Genomic DNA, 25,263 nt, shown 5'->3' on the forward strand with positions numbered 1-25,263 from the left:
ACGATGGCCAGCTTAACCTTAGGACTTTACCACCTAGAACAGTGGGCCAACCAATGGGTGACGGCTCAACTGAGTGATCTCACCGTGATCAGTGTCGGTATTGTGTTTCTGGCGGGACTGCTCACAAGTCTGACTCCCTGCACCCTTTCGATGCTGCCAATTACTGTCGGGTACATCGCCGGCTACGCCACAAAGCAAAATAGCTCCGTCTTGCGCCAGTCTATTGGCTTTGCCCTTGGCCTCGCAACCACCTTAACCCTGTTGGGGATGATTGCTGCTGTTGCTGGTCGCATCTATGGTCAGGTGGGCTGGGGGTTAACGATCGTGGTGAGCTTGGTGGCGATCGCCATGGGCTTAAATTTGCTCAATGCCTTGCCCCTGAGCTTTCCCCGCAGTCGCTTCCTAGAGGAACTGCCGGCTCGGGTTCCTGCGGGGTTGCAAGCTTATACCCTAGGGGCAACATTTGGCCTTGTGGCAGCACCCTGTAGTACGCCGGTCTTGGCAACGCTGCTGGCATGGGTGGCCACAACCCAAAAGCTAGTGGCGGGGGCTGGTCTGCTGTTGGCCTATACAACAGGGTATGTCGCGCCGCTGATTTTAGTCGGAGTATTTAGCGGTGCCTTGCAAAGGCTCTTGGCACTGCGGCAGTGGTCGAGTTGGATTACCCCTGTGAGCGGTGTGCTCCTCATTGCTTTTGGCGTCATTGCTTTAGCCATTCGTCTTTAGTGCTCAAGCCAAAGGGGCAGTGGTTGGCCGATGGCGGTAGCCATGCAAGCACCTCTGGACAAAAATATCCTCTCAGCTCGGCAATTTTCTCAAACCCAGTCTCCACAACGCTTTGAGCAATTTCTAACAGATTTGGAGGTGCTTGAATTTTCCCGAAATTCAGCTCCAGAGTGACTTTCACGTCCTGTGACCCTACGGATCTAAAAATTTTACAAAAACAAAAAAATGATCCCGTCTAGGTGCTTGAAAATGACCTGTGCTATAGTAGTCGTAGAGCACCTTCTAGGAGGGTGCCGTGCTGGGATTCTTTCCCAGCCGAATTAATGGAAACAGGGCTGGGCTGAGGGTTGGGCTGAGGGCTGGGCTGTGCTGGGATTCTTTCCCAGCCGAATTAATGGAAACACCAAGGCAAAAGACCAAGACCAAGGCAAAAGACGTGCTGGGATTCTTTCCCAGCCGAATTAATGGAAACATGTAGGGCAGAAATCCCCATAGTATATGCCCCAAAGGTGCTGGGATTCTTTCCCAGCCGAATTAATGGAAACGATTGATTCATCACACTGTAATCGTAGTCAAAGTGCTGGGATTCTTTCCCAGCCGAATTAATGGAAACTGGAAGTAGCTAGGACGTAAAGGTTTTGAAATACTGGTGCTGGGATTCTTTCCCAGCCGAATTAATGGAAACAAGTAGGTTGGGATACATACTTTGAACTTGTTGATGTGCTGGGATTCTTTCCCAGCCGAATTAATGGAAACGGGCAGAACACCCGCTTCAGCAGCAGTTTCTCCCGCAGTGCTGGGATTCTTTCCCAGCCGAATTAATGGAAAACCGCTTTCGCGGGTGCCGCTTTCACGGGCGTGACCGCGTGCTGGGATTCTTTCCCAGCCGAATTAATGGAAACGTTCGTAGATCGGCTGGCGTGTAGATAAGTTTACGCGTGCTGGGATTCTTTCCCAGCCGAATTAATGGAAACTGGCGTCCCTCGTTGCTTCGGTCGTGATTGTTCCGGTGCTGGGATTCTTTCCCAGCCGAATTAATGGAAACGTTCAACCAACAAATGTATTTGGAAAGCCTCAGTGTGCGTGCTGGGATTCTTTCCCAGCCGAATTAATGGAAACCCGCAATGTTTTAAAGAAACAGAATTATATTTTTCTTCGCAATGTTGGCCATAAGAGCTAATGCATCTTGTCTAGGAAACCCTCAGTCGAGCTCGGAGAAACACCGCAAGGCCGGATTAAGACAATGGGTGTCTGCTCATCGGCATTACCGGCGGGGTTTTTCTTCAGAGCAGTCGTGAGGAAGTGAGGGGAGACTCCTTGGCTAGCGGCAAGCACCTTGACTGCCCCTAGGTCGTTAACATCCACAATGGCGATGCCCAAACCCGTTTTTGCTGCTAGATCCTCCACGACGGCTTGGGGGTTAACAGGTCCCATAACAATAAATTGATCGTAGGGGGGCAGAGTACCTGTCACATCGTCAATGAGGCGGGCTTGTTCGCCAGCCAATTGATAAAATCCGCCCTTGTGGCCAAAGACTTTGGCGATCGCCCCCCCCAAAAAGGCCAAGAGTACCCGTAGCGCTCCCACTTCCTCCACCAGCGCTTGCATGCCACAGGCGGTGGCCAAACTTGAGGTGGGCAAGAAAAACTGACACACCCGCGTTGCTACCCACCCCGGTTGCATTTGTGCCGGATCCTTGAGGCGACCTTGGATAATGGCAAGGGGTGTTTCCCCAATGGCAACAATGTCTCCAGGTTGGGCATGGGGCATCACATAGCGATTGAGCACCTCTAGGGGAATATCCAACGGCGTCAGTAAATGGGTGCGAATGGGGAGTACCTGACATCTCTCCGCCTGTCGCCACACACCTGTATCTCCCGTGGCCGGAAACTTGAGGGGGATAAATTCATGGTGGGTTTTGGCAAAGCGACCGTGGGGGCCATAGGCAATGTAGTGAATCTTGACCCAAGCAGCCTTGACCTCGCTCACGCCAATTCCCTGCAAATCCACACAAATCTCGACATTCGTTTGCTTGGTGGACTTGACGATATAGGCAAACCAATAGCCATCGGCACGGGGGAGAAATTCTGGCTCCGGGTGGCGGGGGATGACCTGCACATCCGTCTGAATCATATCGACACGGCCATCGGACAATAGCACCACCTCTGCCCGTAAGTCTGGCACCATCACCTCAAGGCCACGGTGGGGGTTGCTCAGTCCCAATAGCCCGACAAAACGGTAGTGGGTTGGCTCATAGATTTCCAGATTCCAAGTGGCACCGATCACTTCAAGGGGATGGGCTGGCCGCCGCCGATACCGCCATTCCAAGGCCAAGAAGATCAAAGCCGCAATGGCTCCGAGGACTGCTGCACCACTGCCAACGATCGTCTGAATCATTTCTTGGGCTCTCCCACCGCATCTCTTGTATTCGCTAGATTACTAGCAGTGAGGTATCTTTTGGAGTCATTGATTTTGCAGTGGCAAGAAGTTCGCGGCAATTGGTTGTATATTCCCCCGCGCCCCTTGGGGTGGATTCACTTTCTCGGCGGCGCCTTTGTGGCCACCGCACCCCAAGTAACCTACCGCCGTCTGTTGGAGCATCTTGCCGAAGCCGGCTATGGCATTATTGCCACGCCCTTTGTGAACACCTTTGACCATGGGGCGATCGCCCTCGATGTGCTGAATAAACTCGACTATGCCCTTGATTGGTTGATCTATCGCCGAGGCTACCCAGCGGCATTGCCCATCTATGGTTTGGGACACAGTATGGGCTGCAAGCTCCACCTGCTGATCAATAGCCTCTACGATGGCGATCGCGCCGGCAATCTCTTCATGGCCTTCAACAACTACCCCGCCAGTCAATCCATTCCTTGGATAGAAAACCTTGCCCCCGTGGGTGTCGAATTCAGTCCCAGCCCGACAGAAACCGAAAAACTGATTCAAGAGCGCTATCCTGTGCGCCGTAATCTCTTGATCCGTTTCCAAGAGGACGATATTGACCAAACAGCCCGCCTGCGCAGTCTCCTCAGAGCCAAATTTGGCGATATGGTCACTGCCTTGAAGCTACCGGGGAATCACCTCACCCCCCTCAGCCAAGGACTCAAGTGGCAAGTCGGCGCAGAATTTTCTCCCCTAGATGCCGTCGGCCAGTGGATCAAGCAAAGTCTCTTTCCCGAAATGCAGATTCTGGAGGAGTGTCTGTTGGAGTGGCTCAATCCCCTAGGCACTGCCCGCCGTTCCCGCCCGTAGCGTGGCACAATCACATAAGGAACCCTTGATGAAAAAAGGACTTTGCCCGTGACTGTTGCCCCCTCTGCTGCCCTCAGTGCTGCTGCACGCCCCGACTCCCGCGGTCGCTTTGGTCGCTTTGGTGGCAAGTACGTTCCCGAAACGCTGATGCCCGCCCTCAGTGAATTGGAGGCGGCCTTTGCCCACTATCGCCAAGACCCTGATTTTCAAGCCGAATTGCAGCAACTTCTGCAAGACTATGTGGGTCGTCCTAGTCCCCTCTACTTTGCCGAACGCCTCAGTGCCCACTATGCCCATGATCAAGCCCAACCCCAGATCTATCTAAAACGGGAAGACCTCAACCATACGGGTGCCCACAAAATCAACAATGCCCTCGGTCAAGTGCTCCTTGCCAAGCGCATGGGCAAACAGCGCATTATTGCCGAAACGGGTGCTGGTCAGCATGGGGTAGCCACGGCAACCGTCTGTGCCCGCTTTGGCCTCCAGTGCGTCATCTACATGGGCGTTCAAGACATGGAGCGGCAGCGGTTAAATGTGCTGCGCATGCGCCTATTGGGAGCAGAAGTGACCCCCGTCAGTGCAGGCACAGGCACCCTAAAAGATGCCACCTCCGAAGCGATTCGCGATTGGGTGACGAATGTTGAAACCACCCATTACATCTTGGGTTCAGTGGCGGGGCCCCATCCCTACCCGATGCTAGTGCGGGAATTCCATGCCGTCATTGGGGCAGAAACGCGGCGGCAGTGCCTTGAAAAATGGGGCGGGCTGCCCGATATTTTGCTCGCCTGTGTTGGCGGCGGCTCCAATGCCATGGGACTCTTCCATGAGTTTGTTGAGGAACCGCAGGTGCGCTTAATTGGTGTTGAAGCTGCGGGTCAAGGGGTGGACACGGGTCACCATGCTGCCACCCTCACCAAAGGGGAAGTGGGGGTACTCCACGGTGCCATGAGCTATCTCTTGCAGGATGCCGATGGTCAGGTGGTTGAGGCCCACTCCATCAGTGCCGGTTTAGACTATCCGGGCGTGGGGCCAGAGCATAGCTACCTCAAGGACATTGGTCGGGCAGAATACTACAGTGTCACTGATGCTGAGGCCGTGGCTGCCTGTGTGCGCCTAGCTCAGTTGGAGGGAATTCTCCCTGCCCTCGAAACCGCCCATGCCTTGGCCTATCTGGAAACGCTATGCCCGCAATTGACAGGGCAGCCGCGCATTGTCATTAACTGTTCAGGACGCGGCGACAAGGACGTGGAAACGATTGGCCGCTATTTTGAGGCACAGCAAGCCCCCTGAGCTAGAACTCCGCATTCCCCGGTGTACGCGGAAAGGGAATGACATCACGGATATTGTCCATGCCCGTCATAAACTGCACCAACCGTTCAAATCCTAAACCAAAGCCGGCATGGGGGACACTGCCATAACGGCGTAAATCCAAGTACCACCAGTAGGGGGCAGGGTCTAGGCCTTGGCTCACAATTCGCTCCTGCAGCACGTCAAAGCGCTCTTCCCGCTGGGAGCCACCAATGATCTCGCCAATTTTGGGGGCGAGGACATCCATTGCTGCTACAGTTTTGCCATCGTCATTGAGGCGCATATAGAAGGCTTTGATGGCAGCGGGATAATCATAAACAATCACGGGGCGCTGGCAGTATTCCTCAGCAAGGTAGCGCTCATGCTCCGATTGCAGGTCTAGCCCCCAAGCCACGGGAAATTCAAAGGCGCGGCCACTTTTTTCTAGGACTTGAATGGCTTCTGTGTAACTAAGGCGGGCAAAGGGTTGAGTTGCCATCTGTTCGGCGGTGGCCATGACGCTATTGTCAATGCGCTCCTGAAAGAAGGCCATATCCTCACTGCAGTGGTCAAGGACATGGCGAAAGACAAACTGCAAAAAGGCCTCCGCCAGTTCCATATCTCCCATCAGGTCACAGAAGGCCATCTCTGGCTCCACCATCCAAAACTCGGCAAGGTGACGCGAGGTATTGGAGTTTTCAGCGCGGAAGGTGGGACCAAAGGTATAGACATTGGTAAAGGCTGTGGCCATAATTTCTGCCTCCAGTTGGCCACTGACGGTGAGGTAGGCACGACGACCAAAAAAGTCTTGACTGAAGTCAATATTCCCCTCTGGGGTTTTGGGTGGCTGCGCTAAATCCAGGGTGGTGACGGTAAAGAGTTCCCCAGCCCCTTCGCAGTCACTGGCGGTAATGATCGGGGTGTGTACCCACAGGAATCCCCGCTCCTGAAAGAACTGGTGAATGGCAGTGGCACAGGCATTGCGCACGCGCATCACCGCGCCTAGGGTATTGGTTCGCGGTCGGAGATGACCAATGGTGCGTAGAAATTCAAAGCTGTGGCGTTTCTTTTGCAGGGGATAAGTTTCTGGATCGGCACCGCCCCAAAGGTGAATCTGCTGGGCATGGAGTTCAATGGCTTGGTTTTTGCCGGGAGAACGCACCAGTTCGCCACTGAATTCTGCGGCAGCCCCTGTGGTCAGGTCTTTAATGGCTGGCGTTGCTGCTGCCACGGTGTTGGGAATGACCACCTGCAATCCGGCTAGGGTTGAGCCATCGTTGACGTTGACAAACGTACATTCCTTGAGTTCGCGTTTGGTGCGCACCCAGCCCTTGACGGTGACGCGATCGCCCACTTGACCTTGATGAAGAATGTCCTTAATCCGCTGCTGCATGGGTCTTGTTCCTATAACTGCACAATGGTTACTCCCCGGCCACCCTCTTCAGGAGGCGCAAGGTGATAGCTTTGAACGCTGGGGTGCTGATCTAAAAATTGATGCACAAACTGGCGGAGGGCACCACTGCCGTGGCCGTGGATAATCCAAACCGTTCCCTGCTGGCGGTTGAGAAATTCCTCTAGGAGAGGTTCCGCCTCATGGGTGCGCTTGCCCCGCAGATCGAGGGTACGGCTCTCTGTGCGAATGGCGGGTGCTGGGGTGCGAGAAGGGGGTGGGGGGGGAGCTTGAGCTGGGTCGGACTTGGGTTTAGATGGTGTGCGTACCGGTTCGCCCTTGAGGGACTCTACGGCGTGGGGCGGCACAGTAAATTTCACGGAACCCACTTGGACGACAATATCCCCCTGCTGGCTGACACTGAGGACTTCGCCCACCTGTTGCCATTGGGGCAAGCGAACGCGATCGCCCGGTTGAGGAATAAAGCCAACGGGCGGAGGTGGTGGTAAGTAAGTTTTCTCAATCTGATGCAGCGCCGTTTGGGCAGCTTGTACCTGTTCGGGACTGTTGGCGCGTTGCAGTTGAGCAATGACTTTGGCAATTTCCTGCTGTGCTCTACGAAGAGCTGTGCGTACCTCTTCTTCCAATTGTTGACGAAGTTGCTGCTGGCGTTGTCGCAGTTCCTGCGCTTTGGTGGCAATTTCTTGGTAGAGGGCTTCAGTATCGCGAAGCAGGGTTGCCGCAGCGGTGGTTTTCGACTCCTGCACTTGGCGTTGTGCCACTAGCCCGCTAATCATCTCGTTGACACTGTTGCTGTCACCGCTTAAAAAGGCCTTGGCACCTTCAACAATACTGGGATGTAGCCCCAACCGCTGGGCGATCGCTAGGGCATTAGACTGTCCCGGAATGCCCCACAGCAGCCGATAGGTCGGGGCAAGGGTGGTCTCATCAAACTCAACGGCGGCATTTTCAAAGCGGCTGTCCTGATACTTGAGGGCTTTGAGTTCGCCATAGTGGGTGGTGGCAAAGGTGAGACTGGCGTGGTCTGCCAGATAGCGCAACAGGGCGATCGCTAGGGCTGTACCCTCACTGGGATCCGTGCCGGCCCCCACTTCATCGAGGAGCACCAACGTATTGCCCCCTGTCATCTCGAGCTCGGTGAGAATATCGCGGATATTGCAGATATGACTGGAAAAGGTGGACAGGTTTTGGGTCAGGGACTGCTCATCCCCAATGTCTGCCCAAATCCCTGTAAACCAAGGCAACTCTATGGGCGCTGCCGCTGGCACATACAACCCTGCTTTTGCCATCAGTGCTGCCAAGCCCAAGGCCTTCAAGGTTGCTGTTTTGCCGCCGGTGTTGGGGCCAGTGATTGTCACTACCTTGGTGGGGGGGGGCAATTCAATGTCAATGGGCACCACGGTCTGTCCTTGCTCATGGTGCTCTTGCCACACCAAGAGGGGATGCCGCAACGCCTTCAGGTGCAGCCGCGTGTCACTGACAAACTGCGGGGGATTGCCCTGCAACCAGAGACTATAGTGGGCACGGGCGACCGCCATATCGAGGGTGGTCAGCACATCGAGCAGATACCACAAATCATCACTAATCGTGGCCAACTGATCCGAGAGGGCTTGGCAAATGGTGCGTTCGGCCTCAGCCTCTTGATGGGTAAGTTGTTGCAGGCGGTTTTGCAGGTCAATGGTTTCTTGCGGCTCAATGTAGAGCGTGGCACCACTGGCGGAGAGATCGTGGACAATTCCCGGCATCTGGTCTTTGTGGGTGGCTTTGACTGCCAACACATAGCGATCGCGCCGTTGGGTGACCACCGCCTCTTGAATGGCACTGGCTCGCTGCTGCAGAATCTGCTGCAGTTGCTGCTGGATCTGGGCACGGCACTGCCGTTGCTGCTGGCGAATCTCAGCCAATTCTGGACTGGCGCGATCGCTCACTTGCCCCTGATCGGTAATACAGCGGTAAATCTCCTGAGTCATCTCAGGATAGGTACGGACACCAGCCACTAGTTGTTGGAGTTCATTGAGTTGCGCGTGTTCCTCAATTTGACGCCGCTGTTGCCGCGCCGCACTCAACAGGTGGGCGATCGCCAGTAGCTCCATTCCCTGCAAACAGCCTTGGCGATCCAGCCGCGCCAGCGCCGGTTCAATATCTGTGACTTGGCTAAAATCGAGGTGCACTTGGTGCACCGTTTCAAGGGTAATCACCTCAGTGGTTTGAGCCAACAGCACTTGACTGGCTGCTTGGGTGCCCCCTAGAATCTCTCCCCCCTGCAGCTGGCGCATCCCCCGTTTGGTAGCAGCAAACGTTGCCAACTGCTGACAGAGACGCGGCCACCCCAACCGCCCTAGGGATTTGTCTAGTGCACTAACTTGTGACGTGAGAACAACCAATGTTCGCTATCTGCTGAAAACACTACTTTCACTGACTGTAGCACTGCTCACCAATCCGTGCAGCGGTTCTAGAGGACCATCCCCGACGACATCTCCGCATCCACGGCATCCTGCAGTTTCAGCAGGGTACTGGTGAGGGCTTCAGGATTGAAGTAGGTCCATTCGATGGCTTGGGCGATCGTTTGCAATCGCTCGGTAATGCTCGTGAGATCTCCAAACAGATTTTCGCGCGGCAAGCCCGCAAAGAGTGCCATCGCGCCTTGGTTGACCGCCCACTTGCACTCCGATTCATGGACACGGGTGCGCAGGCCACTGAGGAGAATGACATTCATTTCTGGATAGCGCTGGCGATACTGGCGACAAAAATCGTAGGGATTGGTTTTTGGCATTCCCAAATCGAGGAGCAAGAGGCTGACTTTGCAGTTGAGGGACTCCACATGGGCAATAATTTTTTCTAACTCAAAGTGGGATGTTGCCCAAATCGTCGAAATCCCTTGGGAGTTCAATAATTCCCGCCACATTTCCCCTTGGGTACGCGAAGAGTGGGTCATCAAGACCGTGACTTGGCCATTACTCCCATGGGACTGATTGGTGTAGGGGTGGGGACTCGGCGCATCCCGCAGGTCAATGTACTCTAGTTCTGACTCACCAATGGAAATGCGATCGCCGTGTCTGAGGAGATGGGGAGCGTGGATACGGTTATTGCCGATAAATGTCCCGTTCATGCTTCTGAGGTCGGTCAGCCGATAGCGATGATCCGCCTGCCGCTCAATGCGAATGTGATGCCGCGAACACCAGCGATCGGGTAGGACAATATCACAATCTTTACTTCGACCAATTTGCCAAACGGGTAACTGATCCAACACAATTGAACGTTGCATGTAAACGGAGTGCAATAATAGTCGGGGTGTTGGTGCCGCTAGAATCAGCTCACTGGGACGCATGAACCCCCACTGCTGTTCACCAGAACGGCTGGGTGCTTGTAGGTGTGGAACGTAGGTATTGGGGCGATTGGCTGAGGCGTCCATAGCAGCAGCTAAAAAACACTAAAATCATCAAACTTATTTTTATGCTGCCTATCCTAGCGTTGATGAGCAGCGAGGGACTACCTCCATCTTAGATGTCAATAGAATGGCAGTAGCACCCTCTAGGTTGCTAAAACGTACTCGTTATGAGTATGATAAATAGACAGGACAGTTCGATAACTGTCAAAGGAGACCACTATGACTGCAACAATCACACTAAAAGAGCAAGTGCTAGCCACCCTGAAACGGGAACAGGCCAATGCGGTTGTCCTGTATCTGAACTATAAAAAGTACCACTGGCTAACCTATGGCCCCTTGTTTCGGGAGTTGCACCTGCTGTTTGAAGAACAGGGAACAGAAGTCTTTGCCATGATTGATGAACTGGCTGAGCGTAGCTTGATGCTTGATGGCCAGCCAGTGGCAGACCCCGCAGACTATCTCAAAGTGGCAACGGTAACCCCCTCAAGCGGCCAACTCACGGTCAAGCAAATGATTGAGGAGGCGATCGCTAACCATGAGCTGATCATTACCGAGATGCACCAAGATGCAGAAGTGGCCACTGAGGCGGGCGACATTGGTACGGCTGACCTCTACACCCGTTTGGTGCAAACCCACCAAAAACATCGCTGGTTCCTTAAGGAGTTTTTAGCCAAAGGCGATGGCTTGGTCAGTTAGTTGCGAATTGGGCCGTTGTAGTCAATGGTGGTGCGACCATCGGCAGCCACAGTAACGACAGTTTCGATACTGGGCAGGGATGCGGGCACGCCATTGCTGACTCGATGGCCCAAAATCCGAAACGTGTAGGAGCCGTCGGCATTGCGCACATAGGGGGCTTCACGGACAGGCCCATGCAGGGACTGATCGGCTCGATAGCGACTTAATCCGCCATTGATACGTTCTGCGGCTTGGCGGGCATAGTTGCGGGCGCGAACGAGCTCGACAATGCTGACAGGCTCAGGATTAGTTGCTTGGGCAACGGCAAAGGGAGCGATCGCTCCCCCAAGGGAAAGACTCAGCATGAGGCTAGCAATCAGCGGCTGGGTCATCAGGCTTCTCCACTCAGCGGTCTTTATCTAAGATAGCCAAAGGGCTTTGCTAACCCCTAGATAGCGGTCTTGATGCAACAATTATTTGCTTTCCGTTTGACAAGGCGTGATCCTCGCTTGTAGTAACTGGTGCGCTTGCTCCTCAGAGAGGGGTTTACCAAAGAGAAACCCCTGGCCCCGCTGACAGCCCAACGCCTGCAAGCACTGCTTTTGGGAGAGATGTTCAATGCCTTCGGCAACCACTTCTAGTTGCAGGGCTCGGGCGAGGCTAATAATGGCACGAACAATTTCTAAATTTTGGAAATTGGTTTCGATGTCCCGGACAAAGGACTGGTCAATCTTTAGGGTATACAACGGCAGTTGGCTAAGGCGGCTGAGGGAGGAATAGCCAGTGCCAAAGTCATCAATGCCACAACGAATATCAAGGGCTTGGAGCGCCTCCAATTGCTCTTGGGCAAACCTTGAATCGGGCATGATCACTTCCTCGGTAATCTCCAGAATCACTTGCTGGCCGCGAATCCCATAGAGCGGCAACAGATGCTTGAGCAAAGGAACCATTTGGCCAGAATTAAAGAAAGCACTGGAAATATTGACACTGAGGGTGAAGTCGGCAGCCCGAGAACCCAGTGTCTGTTGCCATTGGTAGAGGTTGAAAATTGCCTTTTGCAGAACCCATTGATCCAGTTTTGTGGCTAGACCCAACCCCAGAGCCAAGGGCAAAAATTCTGCCGGACTGATCCAACCGTTTTCGGGATGCTGCCAACGAACTAATACTTCAAAACCAACAAGGCTGTCCTGACTGAGGCTGACAATGGGCTGGTAGAAGAGCGCTAGTTGCTCCTGCTCTAGGGCACGGCGAAATTCCTGTTCCCGTTGTAAGCGGGTGTAAACCGCTTGGTGGTGCTCCGATTCAAAGAGTTGCATACCGTTGCACCCTTGCCCCTTGGCAGCATACATGGCAATATCAGCATCCCGCAGCAGTTCACCGGCAGTGCGGTAACGAGAATTAACAATGGCGATGCCAATGCTGACGCTGACACTTACTTCAGTGCCCTTGAGCACATAGGGTTCACTAATGCAATGGCGCAGGCGATCGCCATACTCATAAATCTGCTGGAGACCCTCAATGTGTTCGAGGATGGCAATAAACTCGTCTCCCCCCAATCGGCCAACGGTGTCCTGCTGGCGCATACTCGACCGAAGGCGATGGGCAATTTCTAGAAGTAACTCGTCGCCGGCATCATGACCCAAGCTATCATTGATGACCTTAAACCGATCCAAATCCAAAAACAAAACGGCAAAGGGCGGAATGTCACCGCGGTGGTAGGCAGCCAGCAGTTGATCAATTTTTTCTGTGAGGAAGGTGCGATTGGGGAGATTCGTTAAACTATCCTGGCAAGCCAGTTGCCGCAATTTCTCCTCCGCTAGCTTGATGTTGGTGATGTCCAAGCAGGAACCAAGGTAGCCAATGCAAGTGCCGTCTTCGGCATAGCGGGGTGCCGCTTGCTTGAGTACCCAGCGATAGACACCTTGGCCATTGCGCAGGCGGTGCTCAATTTCATAGCTTTGCTGCTGCTCAACGGCAAGACGGATGGCCTGCTCGGTGCGCTCCCGATCCTCAGGATGGACAAGGTCTAACCAGTTCCAGCCAAGGATTTGGTCTAAGGAGGCGCCCAAGACGCGGCAAATGGTTTGGTTGGCAAACTCAATGGTGCCTTTGCTATCTGCCAGCCAGATCATCAAAGGTGAGGCATCGGCCATCTGGCGAAAACGGGTTTCACTTTCCACTAGGGCTAGCATGGCTTTTTTGCGTTGGGTGACATCCACCCCCACCGTGGTGATCAGGTAACTGCCATCCCCTTGAGGTTCAGCGGTGGCATTGAGGGAAATCCACACCTCATGGCCGTCGCGATGTTGAAAGCGATATTCGGTGTGGGCACAGCCTTCTTGGAGTAATTTCTCGCGAAACGGACGATGATAGGCTTCCCAGTCCTCGGAGGGAACCCGCGATCGCCAAAGATTCGGGTCTTCTTGAAAGTCAAAGGGGCTGTAGCCGAGAATGCGCAGGTGCCCTTGGGAGAGATACTCATAGCGCCAAGAGCCATCAGGAAAGAGCCGTATTTCACTGACAAAGGCATCAGCGCGATCCAACAGTTGATTGAGCTTTTCTTGGGCGGCGTGGAGTTCCCCATTGACTTTGTGCAAATCGAGGGTGCGGGCAATCACCTGCGCCTCAAGGTCCGTTCGCTGGGCTGCAAGTTGCTGGGTCAGCTGCCGTTGTCGCGTGACATCCACTGCCGTCAGTAAAATGAACTGTTGGTTGCTGTTGGGCAGTTGCAGCGGCAGGGAAACCATCTGCCAAATACGCTCTTGTTTGGCGCGAGTGCGGATGCACACATCCCCATGCTCAACCCGTGCCTGCGTTATAAGGCAGCGTTGGAATTCTGTGGCCGCCCACTGGCGTTGCGCTGCTTCAGGAAAGGCAATTGCCAACCACCCCTCCCATGTGAGGGTTTCCTCTGGGCTGCTGCCGGTTTGCTCTTGCCATGCCCGATTCATCAACCACAGTTGACCATCCGCCGCCACCAACGCCATCGGCAGCGGTGATAAAAGCAGGCTGTTGCGGAACACCTCGTCCATTTCAGTGTAGGCGCGCCAAAATGACTGCCGCTCCTGCTCTACTTGGTTCAGATGCTGAGCCTCAATAACTAAAAGAGTGACCAAAAAAGCGATGATACTGATGATCTGCACCTCTTGGGCTAAGCGCTCCGAAAGCCATAGGCGATCGTGGTGCACCCATTGAATTACCCAACCAATGAGGAGGGGACCAAGGATGATCCAAGGCAACAATCGCCGCAAAAGTAGGCCACCTATCTTTTGTGAACTGAAGTAACGCATCACCCCTTGGGAGGGATGCCATTCGATAAGGCAGAGGTTCAGCAGCCCAAGAAGAACGCAGGCGAGGATTTGGCCAAGGGCAGAGGTACTAAGAGACAGCGGCAATTGGTACAGACCGGCCAATACCTCAAGGAACAGCAGACAGGCACTTGTGATTGCCCCACCTTGGCCGAAAATCACTTGCCAACTTGACTCCCCCATGACCCCCCACAGGGCCACCCCTAGCCCTATAAAGGCCACAGGCCGTAGCAAACTGGTGTAGGCCGGCAAAGATAGAGCTTGCCACGGAGCAGTGATTTCCTGAGCATTGAAAACTGCTACGGCAATTGCCATCCCCATGAGAACAAGCACTAGGCCACAGAGCTGGGGGAGGCATGCTAATTCTCGATCTCTGCCCCTAGATCCCATGAGGGTGATGGCCAATGCGGTTAACCCAAGGGCGATGGCAGCAAAAATATCAATACCGACCAAGAGAGGCGAGTGGGAAGTGATGGCAGCGAGAACCCACTCTATAAAAACAGCTGTTGCTACCCCTAGACTCAACAGAGCAACCACTCGTAAGAATTGGGGATTGGTCATAGGCAGGGGTAAAACCGGCTAGGGACATCGTACCCCGCAGGGCAGTAGCTTTTTTAGTCTAGCTCCTCAATCTTGGGGTTGAGGCCAAGGGGTATGTAAACTAGTGTTGTAGGACTACTCTTTAGGCGTCCTGCAGGAGGGGGTATGCAAACAACTCACCACTACACTCAGGAGTATATCAATCACCTCACCCCCCAGGAGGTGGCTGCCTTGGCACGACGGCTTGAGGAGGATGATTACGATACACCCTTTGCCGCCCTTGAAGACTGGCATCTGCTGCGCTCCATTGCCTTTCAGCGGCCAGAGCTGGTAGAGCCTTATTTGTATCTTCTGGATTTAGAAGCCTTTGACGAGTCCTAGGGCAGTTCCCCATCTATTAGTGGGGGTGGGGGGTGGCATTGCTGCCTATAAAATCTGTGATGTGATCTCCACGCAAGTAAAGGCGGGGTGGCAAGTGTCTGCCATCCTTTCAGAGACCGCCTCGCAGTTCATTACGCCGTTGACCCTTTCGACCCTGTGCCGGCGATCGGTACTCACAGATGCGGATTTTTGGCATCCCCAAGCGCCGCGACCGCTACACATTGAACTGGCAGAAAAGGCAACGCTGATGTTGATTGCTCCCCTCACGGCCAATACGTTGGCAAAGCTGGTGCTGGGTTTGGCGGATAACCTACTGACCAGTACGGTGCTGGCCTCCCAAATACCCATCTTGGTGGCACCGGCCATGAACACGACCATGTGGGAGCAACCGACGGTACAGAGCCATTGGCAACAACTGCAACAACAGCCCCGTTATCATTGCTTACCCCCGGCCTATGGCCGCTTGGCCTGTGACAGCGTCGGTGTGGGGCGGATGGCGGAGACGCAGGAAATCATTGCCTATTTGGACTCCTTGGCCTATACCCACGGCAAACGAGACTTGGCGGGGAAACATCTGCTGATTACTGCCGGTGGCACCCGCGAGTATTGGGATACAGTGCGCTTCATTGGTAATCCGGCAACGGGGAAAATGGGGATCGCTCTGGCAAGGGCAGCCCTGCATCGCGGCGCCAAGGTGACGTTGATTCATGGGGCGATCGCCGAGCCGATCCCAGCCCAGGTACGCGCTATTGAAGCAATCAGTAGCGAAGCAATGTGCAAAGCTGTCCTTGAGGTGTGGCCAGAGGCCGATTGGCTGGTGATGGCTGCCGCCGTTGGCGATGTCCGCCCGGCCCAACAGTGGTCGGGAAAGCTCCCGAAATCGGAGTTGCCTACCGCCTTACCCCTGAGTCCGGTGCCCGATATTTTGCAAGCGGTGGCTCAGATGCGCCAACCCCACCAACGTCTGATTGGTTTTGCTGCCCAAACGGGGGATATTGTAACGCCCGCCCGCGAAAAGCTAGAACGCAAGGGCTTGGATTTGATAGTTGCCAATGCGGTGGATCAAGCCGATGGTGGCTTTGGCAGTAGCGAAAACGCAGCGGTGGTTCTGGATCGGCAGGGGCGATCGCGCGATCTTGCCAAGGTACCCAAGTTAATTCTGGCCCACCAAATTTTTGACGTTGCCCAAGAATGGCTGCCATGAGTGATGGCCTCACGGTTGTCCCCTTGCCGCTCCAAATGCAGCGGGCGATCGCTGCCGCTGAAACCCTGGACTCCCTCGCCACAGTGGTACAGGAGCTTGTGGAAAATGCGCTTGATGCCGGGGCGAGTCGCATTCACCTCCACTGGCGCCCTTCAGCATGGCATCTTGAGGTCACAGACAATGGCGAAGGGATTCGCTGGGCAGATCTCACCCAAGTGGCTCTCCCCTACACCAGCAGCAAGTTGCCCCCCAGCGGGGAATTGGCGGACATCACAACCTTGGGATTTCGCGGTCAAGCCCTCCACAGTTTGGCGCAAATGGCACAGTTAACGATTTGCAGTCGCCACCGTGAGGCGGAGACCGGTTGGCAAGTGAGTTATGATGCCCAGGGTCAAGTGCGCAGCCAGCGTCCTCTGGGAATGGCCGTGGGGACTCGCGTGATTGCTGAGCAAATTTTTCAGGACTGGCCGCAACGTCAGCAGGGAGCAAATCCGAAACAGGTACAGCGGCGGCTTCAGGAAATCGCCCTGTGTTTTCCCCAAGTGGCTTGGCATCTCCTTAAGGATAGCAAGCGCTGGCACCACTGGCCGGCAGTGACGTCTTTGGGCGATCGCCTGCTGCAACTCATCCCACAACTCCATCCCCAAGATCTGCGCCAAATGAGCGATGCCCAAATTGAACTGGTCTTGGCGCCGCCGGATCGCCACCATCGTCCCCGCCCTGATGGCTTAGGGGTGGCTGTCAATGGCCGTTGGGTGGAACTGCACAGTGATCCCTCGTGGCAGCAGGTGATTCTTGAGGCCTTTGGTTGCGGCCTACCTCGGCAGCGCTTTCCCCTGTGTATTGCCCATCTCCATTTACCCCCAGCGGCGATTGATTGGTCAGCAGAACCCCAAAAGCGCACGATCTATCTACGGGAACCAGAGCAATGGCAAGCCCTCTTGGTAGAACGCATTGGCCAACTCCTTGCCTGCCCCTCAATCCCCCTGAGTGATGCCAGCAGCTATCAGGTGCTCAAGGCGGCTGAACCACCAAACCGCTATCGGACGCTGTTATCGCCCAATTCAGCTCAAGTTTCCTTGCCAAGCCTGAAAGTGGTTGGCCAATTGCACAACATGTACATTATTGTTGAGCACGCCGAAGGCATCTGGTTGATTGAGCAGCACATTGCCCATGAACGCGTGCTGTACGAGCAAATTGAAACAGATTGGCAGGTGGTGGAGCTAGAGCAGCCGGTGTTGGTGGACTCCCTCACGGAAACGCAAGTGCAACGCCTTCAAGACTGGGGGTTAGCGATCGCCCCCTTTGGGGTACAGGTTTGGGCAGTGCGCCGTGTGCCTGCTCTCTTGCGCGATCGCCCAGATGTCGTGGCGGCTCTTATTGAACTTAGCCAAGTGGCGGATCTGACCGCTGCTAAGGTGGCCGTTGCCTGTCGCAGTGCCATTCGTAACGGCACGCCCCTCACCCTTGCGGAAATGCAAACCCTTGTGGATCAGTGGTACCGCTGCCGTCAACCCCACACCTGCCCCCATGGTCGCCCCATCTGTCTGCAACTGCAAGAATCTAGCCTTGCCCGTTTTTTCCGTCGCCATTGGGTGGTGGGCAAAAGTCATGGCATCTAGCCAAATGAGCAATCCTGCAGAGGAGTGAAGGTGTGAAGATCTGCCCCTTGGCGCAGACACTGCCGCAGGTGCATCAGCAGCCGTCCCAAATAGTTACAGCCTTGGCGATCGCTACCACAGCCCCAATAGCGATCTACGGGGGAATCTTCGACCAATTCTTCATCCCCAGTTGCTAAGAGCAGTTCCTGTAGGTCGGGATGGGTGGTAAATTTGGCAACAAGGGCACGCCACATCACTGCCTGTTTCAGTTGATCCCACTGAGGATGAACGGGGTAACGACCACTGCGACCGAGTTGGGCAGCGGCTTCAGGAGTTGGGGCAGTGCGAATAGTATGACCAAAGGCTTCATGGGCAGTGCCAAAGAATTTATGGGCTTGGTAGTAGTGCTCCGCTGTTGGCCAGTAATAGCCCTCGAGGGTAAACCCGTGGGGAGAGAAATTGGAAAAACTGCCGTAGGCATCCTTGACGCGATAAAAGTAGATGGTCATTGCCAACCGCGTTCCTACACCCCTGTGATCAGCTAGCATTCATCATGGCTGAGATCATCATCCCCCAAATGCAACTCTTTTCACTAGGGATACAACCTGTTCAAAACAGTTCAATCTGAAAGATGACGAACCCCCTATCTTCGAAAAGGGCGATCGCCAAACTTGAGACTCTAGGGGCAGATCCTTGCTAAGATGAGCCTCATGGGTACGTTGAGACCGATTTTGTTTTGGGGTTTGCTATGAAACGTTTTTGGGCGATGGTTTGCGCACTTTTCCTGAGTGTGTCACTGCTCCTGACCAGTTGTGCTAATGTGCCCACGGGGCTAACGGGAAATTTCCGTGAAGATACCCTTGCGCTGATCAGTAGCCTGCGCGAAGCGATCGCCCTACCAGATAATGACCCCAACAAAAAGGCCGCCCAAGCAGAGGCTCGCAAAAAACTCAATGACTTCTTTGCCCTCTATCGTCGCGATGACTCCCTGCGATCGCTCTCTTCCTTTATGACGATGCAAACTGCCCTTAACTCCCTCGCGGGTCACTACAGTTCCTATCCCAATCGTCCCCTCCCGGAGAAGCTGAAAGCCCGCCTCGAACAAGAGTTTAAGCAAGTTGAACTCGCCCTTGATCGCGAAGCCAAGTCCTAGTCCCAATGGGGGATAAGCCCTATACCAAGATTCCTATTGCAGAGTGTGGGGAACCCCTAGCGCCTATTCCACCTACCTTTCTGCGGCTGCAACCCCATCCCTATCAAAGCCGAGGTGCCCCCTATGGCAAAGCCTCTCCCTTTTGGTTGCGGGTGGGGGTCATTGCTGCCCTTGAGCGCGCCCAAGCGTTCCTAGAACCTTACGGCTGGCAACTCGCAATTTTTGATGCCTACCGGCCAATTGCGGTACAGCAGTTCATGGTGGCGCATACCTTTGCTACCCTCTGTCAAGAACGGGGGTATGATGCGCAGCAACTTGAGCCAGCGATCGCCCGCGAGATTTGGCAACAGGTTGATCAATTTTGGGCGGTGCCCAGTTCAGACCCTCAGCAACCACCCCCCCACAGTACCGGTGCTGCTGTTGATCTCACCCTCGCTGACCCCGCAGGCCATCCTTTTGAGATGGGGGGTGTCATTGATGAAGTTTCTGAACGTTCCTTTCCCGATTTTTACGATCGCCATCCTGAGCAGGCTAATGCCGCCTGCTTTAGCCAACGCCGCAAAATTCTCTACCAAGCAATGCGCTATGCCGGTTTTCAGCGCCATCCTAACGAGTGGTGGCACTTTTCCCTTGGGGATCAGTTGTGGGCTTGGCAAACGCAGCAACAGACTGGCCAGCGGGACATCCTCGCTCGCTATGGCCGCGTGGATCTTTGAGTCTGGGCAATGCCTTAGAGCTTGTTGAGATTCAACCCCGCTTCTTTGGCAAATGCACTCAGGCCTTTGCGCTCAAGGGTTTTAATGGCTTTGGTAGAGAGGCGCAGCCGCACCCAACGGTTGCCTTCTGGCCACCACACCCGTTTCCATTGCAAATTCACTTCTTGCAGTTTTTTCGTCCGCCGGTGGGAGTGGGAAATGGCATAGGCGTTATTGGCTTTTTTTCCAGTTAGTTGACAAACACGGCTCATTGGTTTTCTCCCCAGCAAGGCAGATGGTGCAAAATCATCAGGATTTCCAGCCTAGCATATTCAATGGTGCAGGGCACTGCCTATTTGAAGGTCTCCTTAAGAACAGTCCGTGCGGCTAAGTGATTGCGGGTGGTGGTTAAAATTTCTGCTTCCCGCAGTAGGCGATCGTAGGTGGATTGTAGCTCTAGAAGACGTTGCTGCTCCTGAGCCACACCGCGAAAATTACTGGCAATCCAATAGGACAATTCAAGGGCAGCCGTGGGCACATCGGGGGGCAGCTCCATGGGTTGTTCCGTCAGTTTTGCTGAGAGGCGCACCACATCCTCAAGAAGTTGCCGCACTTCCTTGGCCAAGGGGCGCAGATCAATGCTGGTGGGTTCATCCTCAATCCACTCCACCAGTCCAACGCGGTAGGGTTTTTCGCGCACGTAGTCCAAGATGCGAAACCGCTGCTGACCCAAGGAATCAATGAGCATGCGGTCATCGGGAAGCCGTTCGTAGCGACGCACTTCCGCACAACAGCCCACCGTGGCTGGCCGTCCCGTTTGTGGATCCCACATCACGATGCCAAAGCGGCGATCGCTCTCAAGAATCGTATTCATCATGATGCGGTAGCGAAATTCAAAAATGTGGAGTGGCAGTGGTCGCCCCGGAAAGAGCACAACATCCGGCAAGGGAAAAATGGGGAGTTCGCGAACGGCAATGGACGAAAAAGCCATAATGACAGCGCACAGAAGCCAATGCTTCTATCGTACCCTACTTTGCAGGCTTCCTAGGATGCGGAACCGGGGACTTGAACCCCGAAGTCCTTGCGGACACTAGAACCTGAATCTAGCGCGTCTACCAATTCCGCCAGTTCCGCTCGTGATAGATTTGGTCAGCGATCTTTTATTATCTTGGGTTTGGTGGAATTCTGTCAACTCATTATTTCATCTTGCCTCGGAAGGTGAGCACAAAGGGCTGACCATCCAATTGACCATTGCCTGCCAAGTTGAGAATGGACTGCTGACCGCCATAACGGAGATTGAGGGTGCCATTGGCATCGGCCATACCAGAACTAGTCAAGCGAATCCGCAGATTGTAGGCATCCTGCTGAATGACGTTGCCAGAAAAGCCAATATAGTTGCCATCCGCCAGTTGCATATTGATATCCGCCACCTTTTGTGGATCAATGGCAATGCTCATAAACGTTACTTTTTGATTCGGGCGACCACTGATGCGAAATAGACCCTCGCCCATATCAGCATAGAAGGTGGTGCCTGCGGGTTGGGCTGGCTGAGCGACCATTGTGGGCATTTGGGGGGCGATCGCGTAGGTGTGCGCCCCAGCGCTGAGGGCAAGCAGCGTTGCTGCAATAATGCTCTTGCTCACGGGAAGTTCCTATAGGTTCATGCTTATCATGACGCTCAAAAAGCGTGAGTGGCACCCAAACAGCCGCATCCTGCAATAAGACTTCATATTGTTCAGCTCGGATCGGTTCGCTCGATTTATAGCCGCTCAAGGGGTGTCAGGCGGGGATCCACCACCTTTTGCCCGCGACGTGGGAAACGAATCGCCAAGGAGAGCTTCGGGCCAGTATCAAAGACATGGGTAATTTCCCCTTCGCCATAGACAGGATGGAGAATGCGATCGCCCACCCGCCAACCAGAGGCAGCAGCCTTGCTCAACCGTGCGGGGGATAGCTTCGTGACAGCAGCCATTTTGGGTCGTCGTTGAACATTCCCTGTCAGCAGTTCTGGGGGTAGCTCTGTCAAAAATTGCGAAGGAATCGTATCTTCACTGCCACCGTAGCGGCGACGGCTTTGGGCAAAGGTGAGAAAGAGTTGTTCTTGGGCACGGGTGATGCCGACATAGCAAAGGCGGCGTTCTTCTTCAAGGGCCATGGGGTCGTTGAGACTGCGGAAGTTGGGAAAGAGTCCCTGCTCCATGCCCACCAAAAAGACAACGGGAAATTCTAGCCCCTTAGCGGCATGCAAGGTCATCAGGGAAACGCCGCCCTCTCCCTCCTGCAAGGTATCCAAATCCGAGGTAAGGGCAGAACTGTTGAGAAAATCGCTGAGGCTTGCCCCCTCGTTTTCTTCGCTAAATTGCTGGGCAGCGTTAACCAATTCCATTAGGTTTTGCAGTCGCTCTAGGCTTTCCTTAGTGTCTTCGTTTTCGAGTTCGCGGCGGTAGCCTGTCTCTTCAATCACGGTTTTCACCAGTTCAGGCAATTCAATGTCGTCCACTAGCGATCGCAGGCGGGTCATGAGGGTCACAAACTGCTGCACGGCACGACTGGCTCGCCCGGCCAAGGGCGTCATGGATTCGGTATCGGCAATTAAATCCCACAGGGAAATGCCAAGGGTTTGCGCGGCGTCACTGAGGCGATCCAAACTGGTTTTGCCAATGCCGCGTCGTGGCACGTTAATAATTCGCCGCAGACTCACGGTGTCTTGGGGGTTTTGCAGCAGCCGCAAATAAGCGAGAACATCCTTGACTTCCTTGCGCTCATAGAATTTGAGACCACCAACCACGGTGTAGGGAATGTTGGCGCGAACTAAGGCCTCCTCAAAGGGGCGCGATTGGGCGTTGGTGCGGTAGAGAATGGCAAACCGTCCCCATTGGGGTTCGAGGGATTGACTGCCCAAGGCTTTGATGGTTTGGACAACAAAAGAGGCTTCATCGGTTTCAGTGTGGCAACACTCGCAGTAAATGGGAGCGCCTTCTCCTTTGGTGGGACGCAGCACTTTAGCAATGCGTTCGTTGTTGTGCTCAATGAGATGATTGGCGGCCTGCAAAATGTTGGCAACAGAGCGATAGTTTTCCTCTAGCTTGATCATTGTGCGGCTATCGTCATCGGGCAGGCGATCGCCAAAATCCTGCTGGAAATTCATCAGGATAGTGAAATCAGCGCAGCGAAAGGAATAAATGGACTGATCGACATCGCCGACGACAAAAATCGAGCGATCGCCCCAATTCTGAAACTGTTGCGGTGGCGTACCATTGGTGGCCAATAGCCGAATGAGATCGTATTGGGTGCGGTTGGTGTCTTGGTACTCATCCACCAGAATATGTTGGAATTGCTGATGCCAATACTCAAGGCGCTCGGGGTGCTGTTGTAGCAGCTGCACCGTTCGCAAAATCAAATCATCAAAGTCAAGGGCGTTATTCTGGGCAAGGGTTGCCTCATAGCGACGATAAACCTCGGCGGCCACCCGGCCAGCGGGCGATCGCTGTTCCTGCTCCAATTGATCGGGGCTTAGCCCTCGGTTTTTGGCATGGCTAATTTTGTAGCGGATACCGCGCGGATCATGCTGGCGCTCATCGAGATTGAGTTCCGCAGTGGCAATTTCCTTAATCAAACTTTGCACATCTGACTCATCAAAAATGGTGAAATGCCGCGTCCAGCGATACCCTTGGGGATGTTGATAGGCCTCTATTTCCAAGCGCAGGAGTCGGGCACACAGGCTGTGGAACGTGCCAATCCAAAGGGGCTTCGTGTACGTTTGATAGACTCGCGATCGCACCCGCTGTTGTTCGAGAGGAGAGAGATCCAGCCAGTCCCGCCCGTAGAGTTGCTGAGCCACCTCTTGACCAAAGAGAGCTTCAATCCGCTCCTTCATTTCGCGGGCGGCCTTATTTGTAAACGTCACCGCCAAGATATTTTCTGGTGCCACCTGATGCTGGCGAATCAAATGGGCAATGCGATAGGTGAGCGTGCGAGTTTTCCCGGAACCGGCGCCTGCCACCACCAACATCGGGCCACAATAGTGCTCCACCGCCTGCCGTTGTGATGGATTCAGTCCTGCGAGAAAATCCCTACTCATTTGCTGCTACGCCCATTCGCCTAAAGTTTTATGATACCTGCTATGACCAGCCAACGGGTTGGCACCCCCATCCGCCAGTACTGCGGGCATCACGGCATCAGACGGCGATGGGTTGACACAAATTGATATTAAAGGGGATTTTGGATTATGAGTTGAGTAATTCCCGATGAGTTTTTACAAACAGCGCACATCACTGAAGCTGATCTCAAACTCGAAATTGCCATTCTACTACTCCAGTAGGGAAAAATTACTCTGGGCACGGCCCGCCAGCTCTTCTTCTTGATGAGTCAAGATAACACAATCACTGCGGGGGTAGGCAACGCAGGTTAAGACGAATCCTGCATCAATACTCAAAGAATCAGGGGAAGTTTCTGGCGATCGCGCCCCTGTTGTTCGAGGCAGCGGTTAATGCCTGTCACCGCCTCGTTGTACATGGCAATCTTGGCCTCTAGTTCCTTCAGTTTGGCGGCATTGTGCTCAATGCTTTCAGCCGCTTCTTTTTCTAGGGTTTTGCCGAGGTGCTCCCGTGCCTGTTGCTGTTGCTGGAGAATCTCTTGGCTATGTTGCTTGGCGGCAGTGAGGAGAGGCTCTGTAATCGCGGTGGCGATCGCGGCTCGATAGGTCACTTCAATGGTTTTCTTGATCTTGTGAACAAAGTCCATTTTCAGGAGTTCCCGCAGTTCGGTTTCCGCCTCAAACATACTCGAAGCATCAAAGGTATTGCAGGCTTTGCGCAGCACCTCCCGCAGTTTCATCACCCCTTGGGTATCATGATAGAAATCCTCGCGCTCCCGCACATAGCGATCGCACTCAATGCGTGCCACCGTCGTAATACTAGTCAGTACCTCCTCCTCCAGCTTGGCCAACATTTGATCAATGCCGCTGTCATTCCCCAGTAGGCGAAAGAGTTCGCGATAGTAAGGCTGCTGGTAAATCTCCCGCCTCAACTGCTTAAAGAGATTTTTGATCACCTCTTGGGAAGACTCGACGAGGGTTTTCTTGAGACCATTGGCCAAGTAATAGAAGGCCTCCGCCAAAATCCCCATAACGGGAACAACGGAGTTGGTGGGATGACTATCAAGGGCCTGTTGATAAATAGTAGCCACGGAGAACTGGCGCAGGAGTTGCTCGAGGGAAGTGACAAGGTTGTTTTTCAGCCGTTTATAGTCCTGCTCTGCCTCTGGAGACTGGCCGCCCTTGATACGATTGAGAAACTGATCAATATGCCGATAAAACTCATCCCCGGCGATTTTCAGTTCTTGGCTAAGATCCAACTGTAGAGGAGTTCGCGCTCCAATAGTGCATTGATCAGCATTGATTTGCCAGCACTAAAAGGCCCTGCAAAAACAATCTCAAATGTCGGCGAAACCGCCTTGCGCAGGGAAGTTTGAACTGGCGTAATATCAAAGGAGCGCAGCTTGGGTTCCGCATTCAATAGGTCAAGGAGGCGATCACAATCCGCTTGCAAATTGGGGCAGGTGTTGAGGAGGTCGCTCATAGCAAAGAAGCACAAACTATTGTCAGCAACAGCCTAACATAGCTCTCCTAGCCTCCCCTAGGTGGT

Annotated in this window: 22 protein-coding genes, 1 tRNA gene and 1 CRISPR repeat array; of the genes, 9 read left to right on the forward strand and 14 right to left on the reverse strand. The window is 54.1% G+C overall.

From position 1 onward, the window contains the following. Nucleotides 1–3: 3 nt before the first annotated feature. Nucleotides 4–726 carry a cytochrome c biogenesis protein CcdA gene (locus RHH81_RS10320; RefSeq protein WP_310743010.1) on the forward strand — a complete coding sequence of 241 codons (723 nt, stop codon included), beginning with the start codon at nt 4–6 and terminating at the stop codon, nt 724–726. A gap of 295 nt (nt 727–1,021) precedes the next feature. Further along, nucleotides 1,022–1,845: a CRISPR direct-repeat array (repeat unit 36 nt; unit sequence GTGCTGGGATTCTTTCCCAGCCGAATTAATGGAAAC). Nucleotides 1,846–1,902: 57 nt separating this feature from the next. Here the strand turns inward: RHH81_RS10320 and RHH81_RS10325 are convergent. Next, nucleotides 1,903–3,123: a F420-0:Gamma-glutamyl ligase gene (locus tag RHH81_RS10325; protein WP_310743011.1), complete on the reverse strand. Its 1,221-nt coding sequence runs from the start codon at nt 3,121–3,123 to the stop codon at nt 1,903–1,905. 75 nt (nt 3,124–3,198) lie between these two features. Here RHH81_RS10325 and RHH81_RS10330 point away from each other — a divergent pair, with 75 nt between their 5' ends. Together RHH81_RS10330 and trpB are read left to right on the forward strand one after the other, a co-directional pair. Then, nucleotides 3,199–3,975, forward strand: a complete 777-nt coding sequence (locus tag RHH81_RS10330; protein WP_302679163.1) for a DUF1350 family protein — start codon at nt 3,199–3,201, stop codon at nt 3,973–3,975. A 48-nt stretch (nt 3,976–4,023) separates the two neighbouring features. Then, nucleotides 4,024–5,265, forward strand: coding sequence for a tryptophan synthase subunit beta (gene trpB / locus RHH81_RS10335; RefSeq protein ID WP_206200100.1), 1,242 nt, complete (start codon nt 4,024–4,026; stop codon nt 5,263–5,265). A 1-nt stretch (nt 5,266) separates the two neighbouring features. Here trpB and asnS read toward each other — a convergent pair whose 3' ends face one another. The 3 genes from asnS to RHH81_RS10350 all read right to left on the reverse strand — a co-directional run bounded on the left by asnS (nt 5,267) and on the right by RHH81_RS10350 (nt 10,085). Then, nucleotides 5,267–6,655, reverse strand: a complete 1,389-nt coding sequence (asnS, locus tag RHH81_RS10340; protein WP_206200101.1) for an asparagine--tRNA ligase — start codon at nt 6,653–6,655, stop codon at nt 5,267–5,269. Nucleotides 6,656–6,666: 11 nt separating this feature from the next. After that, complete coding sequence (locus RHH81_RS10345) at nt 6,667–9,006, reverse strand: endonuclease MutS2 (RefSeq protein ID WP_310743012.1); 2,340 nt, start codon at nt 9,004–9,006, stop codon at nt 6,667–6,669. Nucleotides 9,007–9,125: 119 nt separating this feature from the next. Further along, entirely contained in the window at nt 9,126–10,085 is a 960-nt protein-coding gene (locus tag RHH81_RS10350; protein WP_206200103.1) for an FHA domain-containing protein, read from the reverse strand. A gap of 195 nt (nt 10,086–10,280) precedes the next feature. Here RHH81_RS10350 and RHH81_RS10355 point away from each other — a divergent pair, with 195 nt between their 5' ends. Then, nucleotides 10,281–10,757, forward strand: a complete 477-nt coding sequence (locus tag RHH81_RS10355; RefSeq protein WP_206200104.1) for a Dps family protein — start codon at nt 10,281–10,283, stop codon at nt 10,755–10,757. Here the strand turns inward: RHH81_RS10355 and RHH81_RS10360 are convergent. Both RHH81_RS10360 and RHH81_RS10365 read right to left on the reverse strand, forming a co-directional pair. After that, nucleotides 10,754–11,128 carry a hypothetical protein gene (locus RHH81_RS10360; RefSeq protein WP_206200105.1) on the reverse strand — a complete coding sequence of 125 codons (375 nt, stop codon included), beginning with the start codon at nt 11,126–11,128 and terminating at the stop codon, nt 10,754–10,756. The two genes, RHH81_RS10355 and RHH81_RS10360, sit on opposite strands and share 4 nt — an antisense overlap. An 81-nt stretch (nt 11,129–11,209) precedes the next feature. Further along, nucleotides 11,210–14,605, reverse strand: a complete 3,396-nt coding sequence (locus RHH81_RS10365; RefSeq protein WP_310743013.1) for an EAL domain-containing protein — start codon at nt 14,603–14,605, stop codon at nt 11,210–11,212. Nucleotides 14,606–14,749: 144 nt separating this feature from the next. On the opposite strand from RHH81_RS10365, the gene RHH81_RS10370 reads away from it, so the two are divergent. From RHH81_RS10370 to mutL, 3 genes are read left to right on the forward strand one after another with little or no spacing between them, the layout of a single operon-like run. After that, nucleotides 14,750–14,965 (forward strand): DUF2555 domain-containing protein, encoded by a 216-nt coding sequence (locus RHH81_RS10370; protein ID WP_206200107.1) that lies wholly within the window; start codon nt 14,750–14,752, stop codon nt 14,963–14,965. Further along, nucleotides 14,952–16,169, forward strand: a complete 1,218-nt coding sequence (coaBC, locus tag RHH81_RS10375) for a bifunctional phosphopantothenoylcysteine decarboxylase/phosphopantothenate--cysteine ligase CoaBC (RefSeq protein WP_310743014.1) — start codon at nt 14,952–14,954, stop codon at nt 16,167–16,169. Before RHH81_RS10370 ends, coaBC begins: the two co-directional genes overlap by 14 nt. Beyond that, nucleotides 16,157–17,791 (forward strand): DNA mismatch repair endonuclease MutL, encoded by a 1,635-nt coding sequence (mutL, locus tag RHH81_RS10380; protein ID WP_310744292.1) that lies wholly within the window; start codon nt 16,157–16,159, stop codon nt 17,789–17,791. Before coaBC ends, mutL begins: the two co-directional genes overlap by 13 nt. Here the strand turns inward: mutL and RHH81_RS10385 are convergent. Continuing rightward, the gene (locus RHH81_RS10385) at nt 17,788–18,279 is read right to left on the reverse strand and encodes an NADAR family protein (RefSeq protein ID WP_310453466.1); all 492 of its coding nucleotides are present in this window, start codon (nt 18,277–18,279) and stop codon (nt 17,788–17,790) included. The genes mutL and RHH81_RS10385 overlap by 4 nt on opposite strands. A 239-nt stretch (nt 18,280–18,518) precedes the next feature. Between RHH81_RS10385 and psb27 the strand changes: the two genes are divergently transcribed. Continuing rightward, nucleotides 18,519–18,923, forward strand: a complete 405-nt coding sequence (gene psb27, locus RHH81_RS10390; protein ID WP_206200110.1) for a photosystem II protein Psb27 — start codon at nt 18,519–18,521, stop codon at nt 18,921–18,923. 5 nt (nt 18,924–18,928) lie between these two features. Beyond that, on the forward strand, nt 18,929–19,639 hold the full coding sequence (locus RHH81_RS10395; RefSeq protein ID WP_302678251.1) for a M15 family metallopeptidase: 711 nt from the start codon (nt 18,929–18,931) through the stop codon (nt 19,637–19,639). 14 nt (nt 19,640–19,653) lie between these two features. Here the strand turns inward: RHH81_RS10395 and rpmB are convergent, their stop codons facing one another. The 7 genes from rpmB to RHH81_RS10430 all read right to left on the reverse strand — a co-directional run bounded on the left by rpmB (nt 19,654) and on the right by RHH81_RS10430 (nt 25,197). Further along, nucleotides 19,654–19,890, reverse strand: a complete 237-nt coding sequence (gene rpmB / locus RHH81_RS10400; protein WP_149819231.1) for a 50S ribosomal protein L28 — start codon at nt 19,888–19,890, stop codon at nt 19,654–19,656. A gap of 80 nt (nt 19,891–19,970) precedes the next feature. Beyond that, nucleotides 19,971–20,609: an LON peptidase substrate-binding domain-containing protein gene (locus RHH81_RS10405; protein ID WP_149819234.1), complete on the reverse strand. Its 639-nt coding sequence runs from the start codon at nt 20,607–20,609 to the stop codon at nt 19,971–19,973. Nucleotides 20,610–20,668: 59 nt separating this feature from the next. Next, nucleotides 20,669–20,752, reverse strand: a tRNA-Leu gene (locus RHH81_RS10410). A 62-nt stretch (nt 20,753–20,814) separates the two neighbouring features. After that, nucleotides 20,815–21,261, reverse strand: a complete 447-nt coding sequence (locus RHH81_RS10415; protein WP_206200112.1) for a hypothetical protein — start codon at nt 21,259–21,261, stop codon at nt 20,815–20,817. Between the two features lie 116 nt (nt 21,262–21,377). Then, nucleotides 21,378–23,699: a DNA helicase PcrA gene (pcrA, locus tag RHH81_RS10420; RefSeq protein WP_310743016.1), complete on the reverse strand. Its 2,322-nt coding sequence runs from the start codon at nt 23,697–23,699 to the stop codon at nt 21,378–21,380. 350 nt (nt 23,700–24,049) lie between these two features. Continuing rightward, nucleotides 24,050–24,973 carry a hypothetical protein gene (locus RHH81_RS10425; RefSeq protein ID WP_206200114.1) on the reverse strand — a complete coding sequence of 308 codons (924 nt, stop codon included), beginning with the start codon at nt 24,971–24,973 and terminating at the stop codon, nt 24,050–24,052. Beyond that, complete coding sequence (locus tag RHH81_RS10430) at nt 24,952–25,197, reverse strand: hypothetical protein (RefSeq protein ID WP_206200115.1); 246 nt, start codon at nt 25,195–25,197, stop codon at nt 24,952–24,954. The genes RHH81_RS10425 and RHH81_RS10430 overlap by 22 nt, the downstream gene beginning before the upstream one ends. Nucleotides 25,198–25,263 lie beyond the last annotated feature (66 nt).

This window comes from Thermosynechococcus sp. PKX95 (assembly GCF_031583295.1).
Classification (GTDB): Bacteria; Cyanobacteriota; Cyanobacteriia; order Thermosynechococcales; family Thermosynechococcaceae; genus Thermosynechococcus.

Excerpts from the sequence above, each read along its gene's own strand:
- RHH81_RS10320 (WP_310743010.1), top strand. The coding sequence starts at position 4 with ATGGCCAGCTTAACCTTAGGACTTTACCACCTAGAACAGTGGGCCAAC.
- RHH81_RS10325 (WP_310743011.1), bottom strand. The coding sequence starts at position 3,123 with ATGATTCAGACGATCGTTGGCAGTGGTGCAGCAGTCCTCGGAGCCATT.
- asnS (WP_206200101.1), bottom strand. The coding sequence starts at position 6,655 with ATGCAGCAGCGGATTAAGGACATTCTTCATCAAGGTCAAGTGGGCGAT.
- RHH81_RS10350 (WP_206200103.1), bottom strand. The coding sequence starts at position 10,085 with ATGGACGCCTCAGCCAATCGCCCCAATACCTACGTTCCACACCTACAA.
- RHH81_RS10355 (WP_206200104.1), top strand. The coding sequence starts at position 10,281 with ATGACTGCAACAATCACACTAAAAGAGCAAGTGCTAGCCACCCTGAAA.
- RHH81_RS10360 (WP_206200105.1), bottom strand. The coding sequence starts at position 11,128 with ATGACCCAGCCGCTGATTGCTAGCCTCATGCTGAGTCTTTCCCTTGGG.
- RHH81_RS10365 (WP_310743013.1), bottom strand. The coding sequence starts at position 14,605 with ATGACCAATCCCCAATTCTTACGAGTGGTTGCTCTGTTGAGTCTAGGG.
- RHH81_RS10370 (WP_206200107.1), top strand. The coding sequence starts at position 14,750 with ATGCAAACAACTCACCACTACACTCAGGAGTATATCAATCACCTCACC.
- mutL (WP_310744292.1), top strand. The coding sequence starts at position 16,157 with ATGGCTGCCATGAGTGATGGCCTCACGGTTGTCCCCTTGCCGCTCCAA.
- RHH81_RS10385 (WP_310453466.1), bottom strand. The coding sequence starts at position 18,279 with ATGACCATCTACTTTTATCGCGTCAAGGATGCCTACGGCAGTTTTTCC.
- psb27 (WP_206200110.1), top strand. The coding sequence starts at position 18,519 with ATGAAACGTTTTTGGGCGATGGTTTGCGCACTTTTCCTGAGTGTGTCA.
- RHH81_RS10395 (WP_302678251.1), top strand. The coding sequence starts at position 18,929 with ATGGGGGATAAGCCCTATACCAAGATTCCTATTGCAGAGTGTGGGGAA.
- rpmB (WP_149819231.1), bottom strand. The coding sequence starts at position 19,890 with ATGAGCCGTGTTTGTCAACTAACTGGAAAAAAAGCCAATAACGCCTAT.
- RHH81_RS10405 (WP_149819234.1), bottom strand. The coding sequence starts at position 20,609 with ATGGCTTTTTCGTCCATTGCCGTTCGCGAACTCCCCATTTTTCCCTTG.
- pcrA (WP_310743016.1), bottom strand. The coding sequence starts at position 23,699 with ATGAGTAGGGATTTTCTCGCAGGACTGAATCCATCACAACGGCAGGCG.
- RHH81_RS10430 (WP_206200115.1), bottom strand. The coding sequence starts at position 25,197 with ATGAGCGACCTCCTCAACACCTGCCCCAATTTGCAAGCGGATTGTGAT.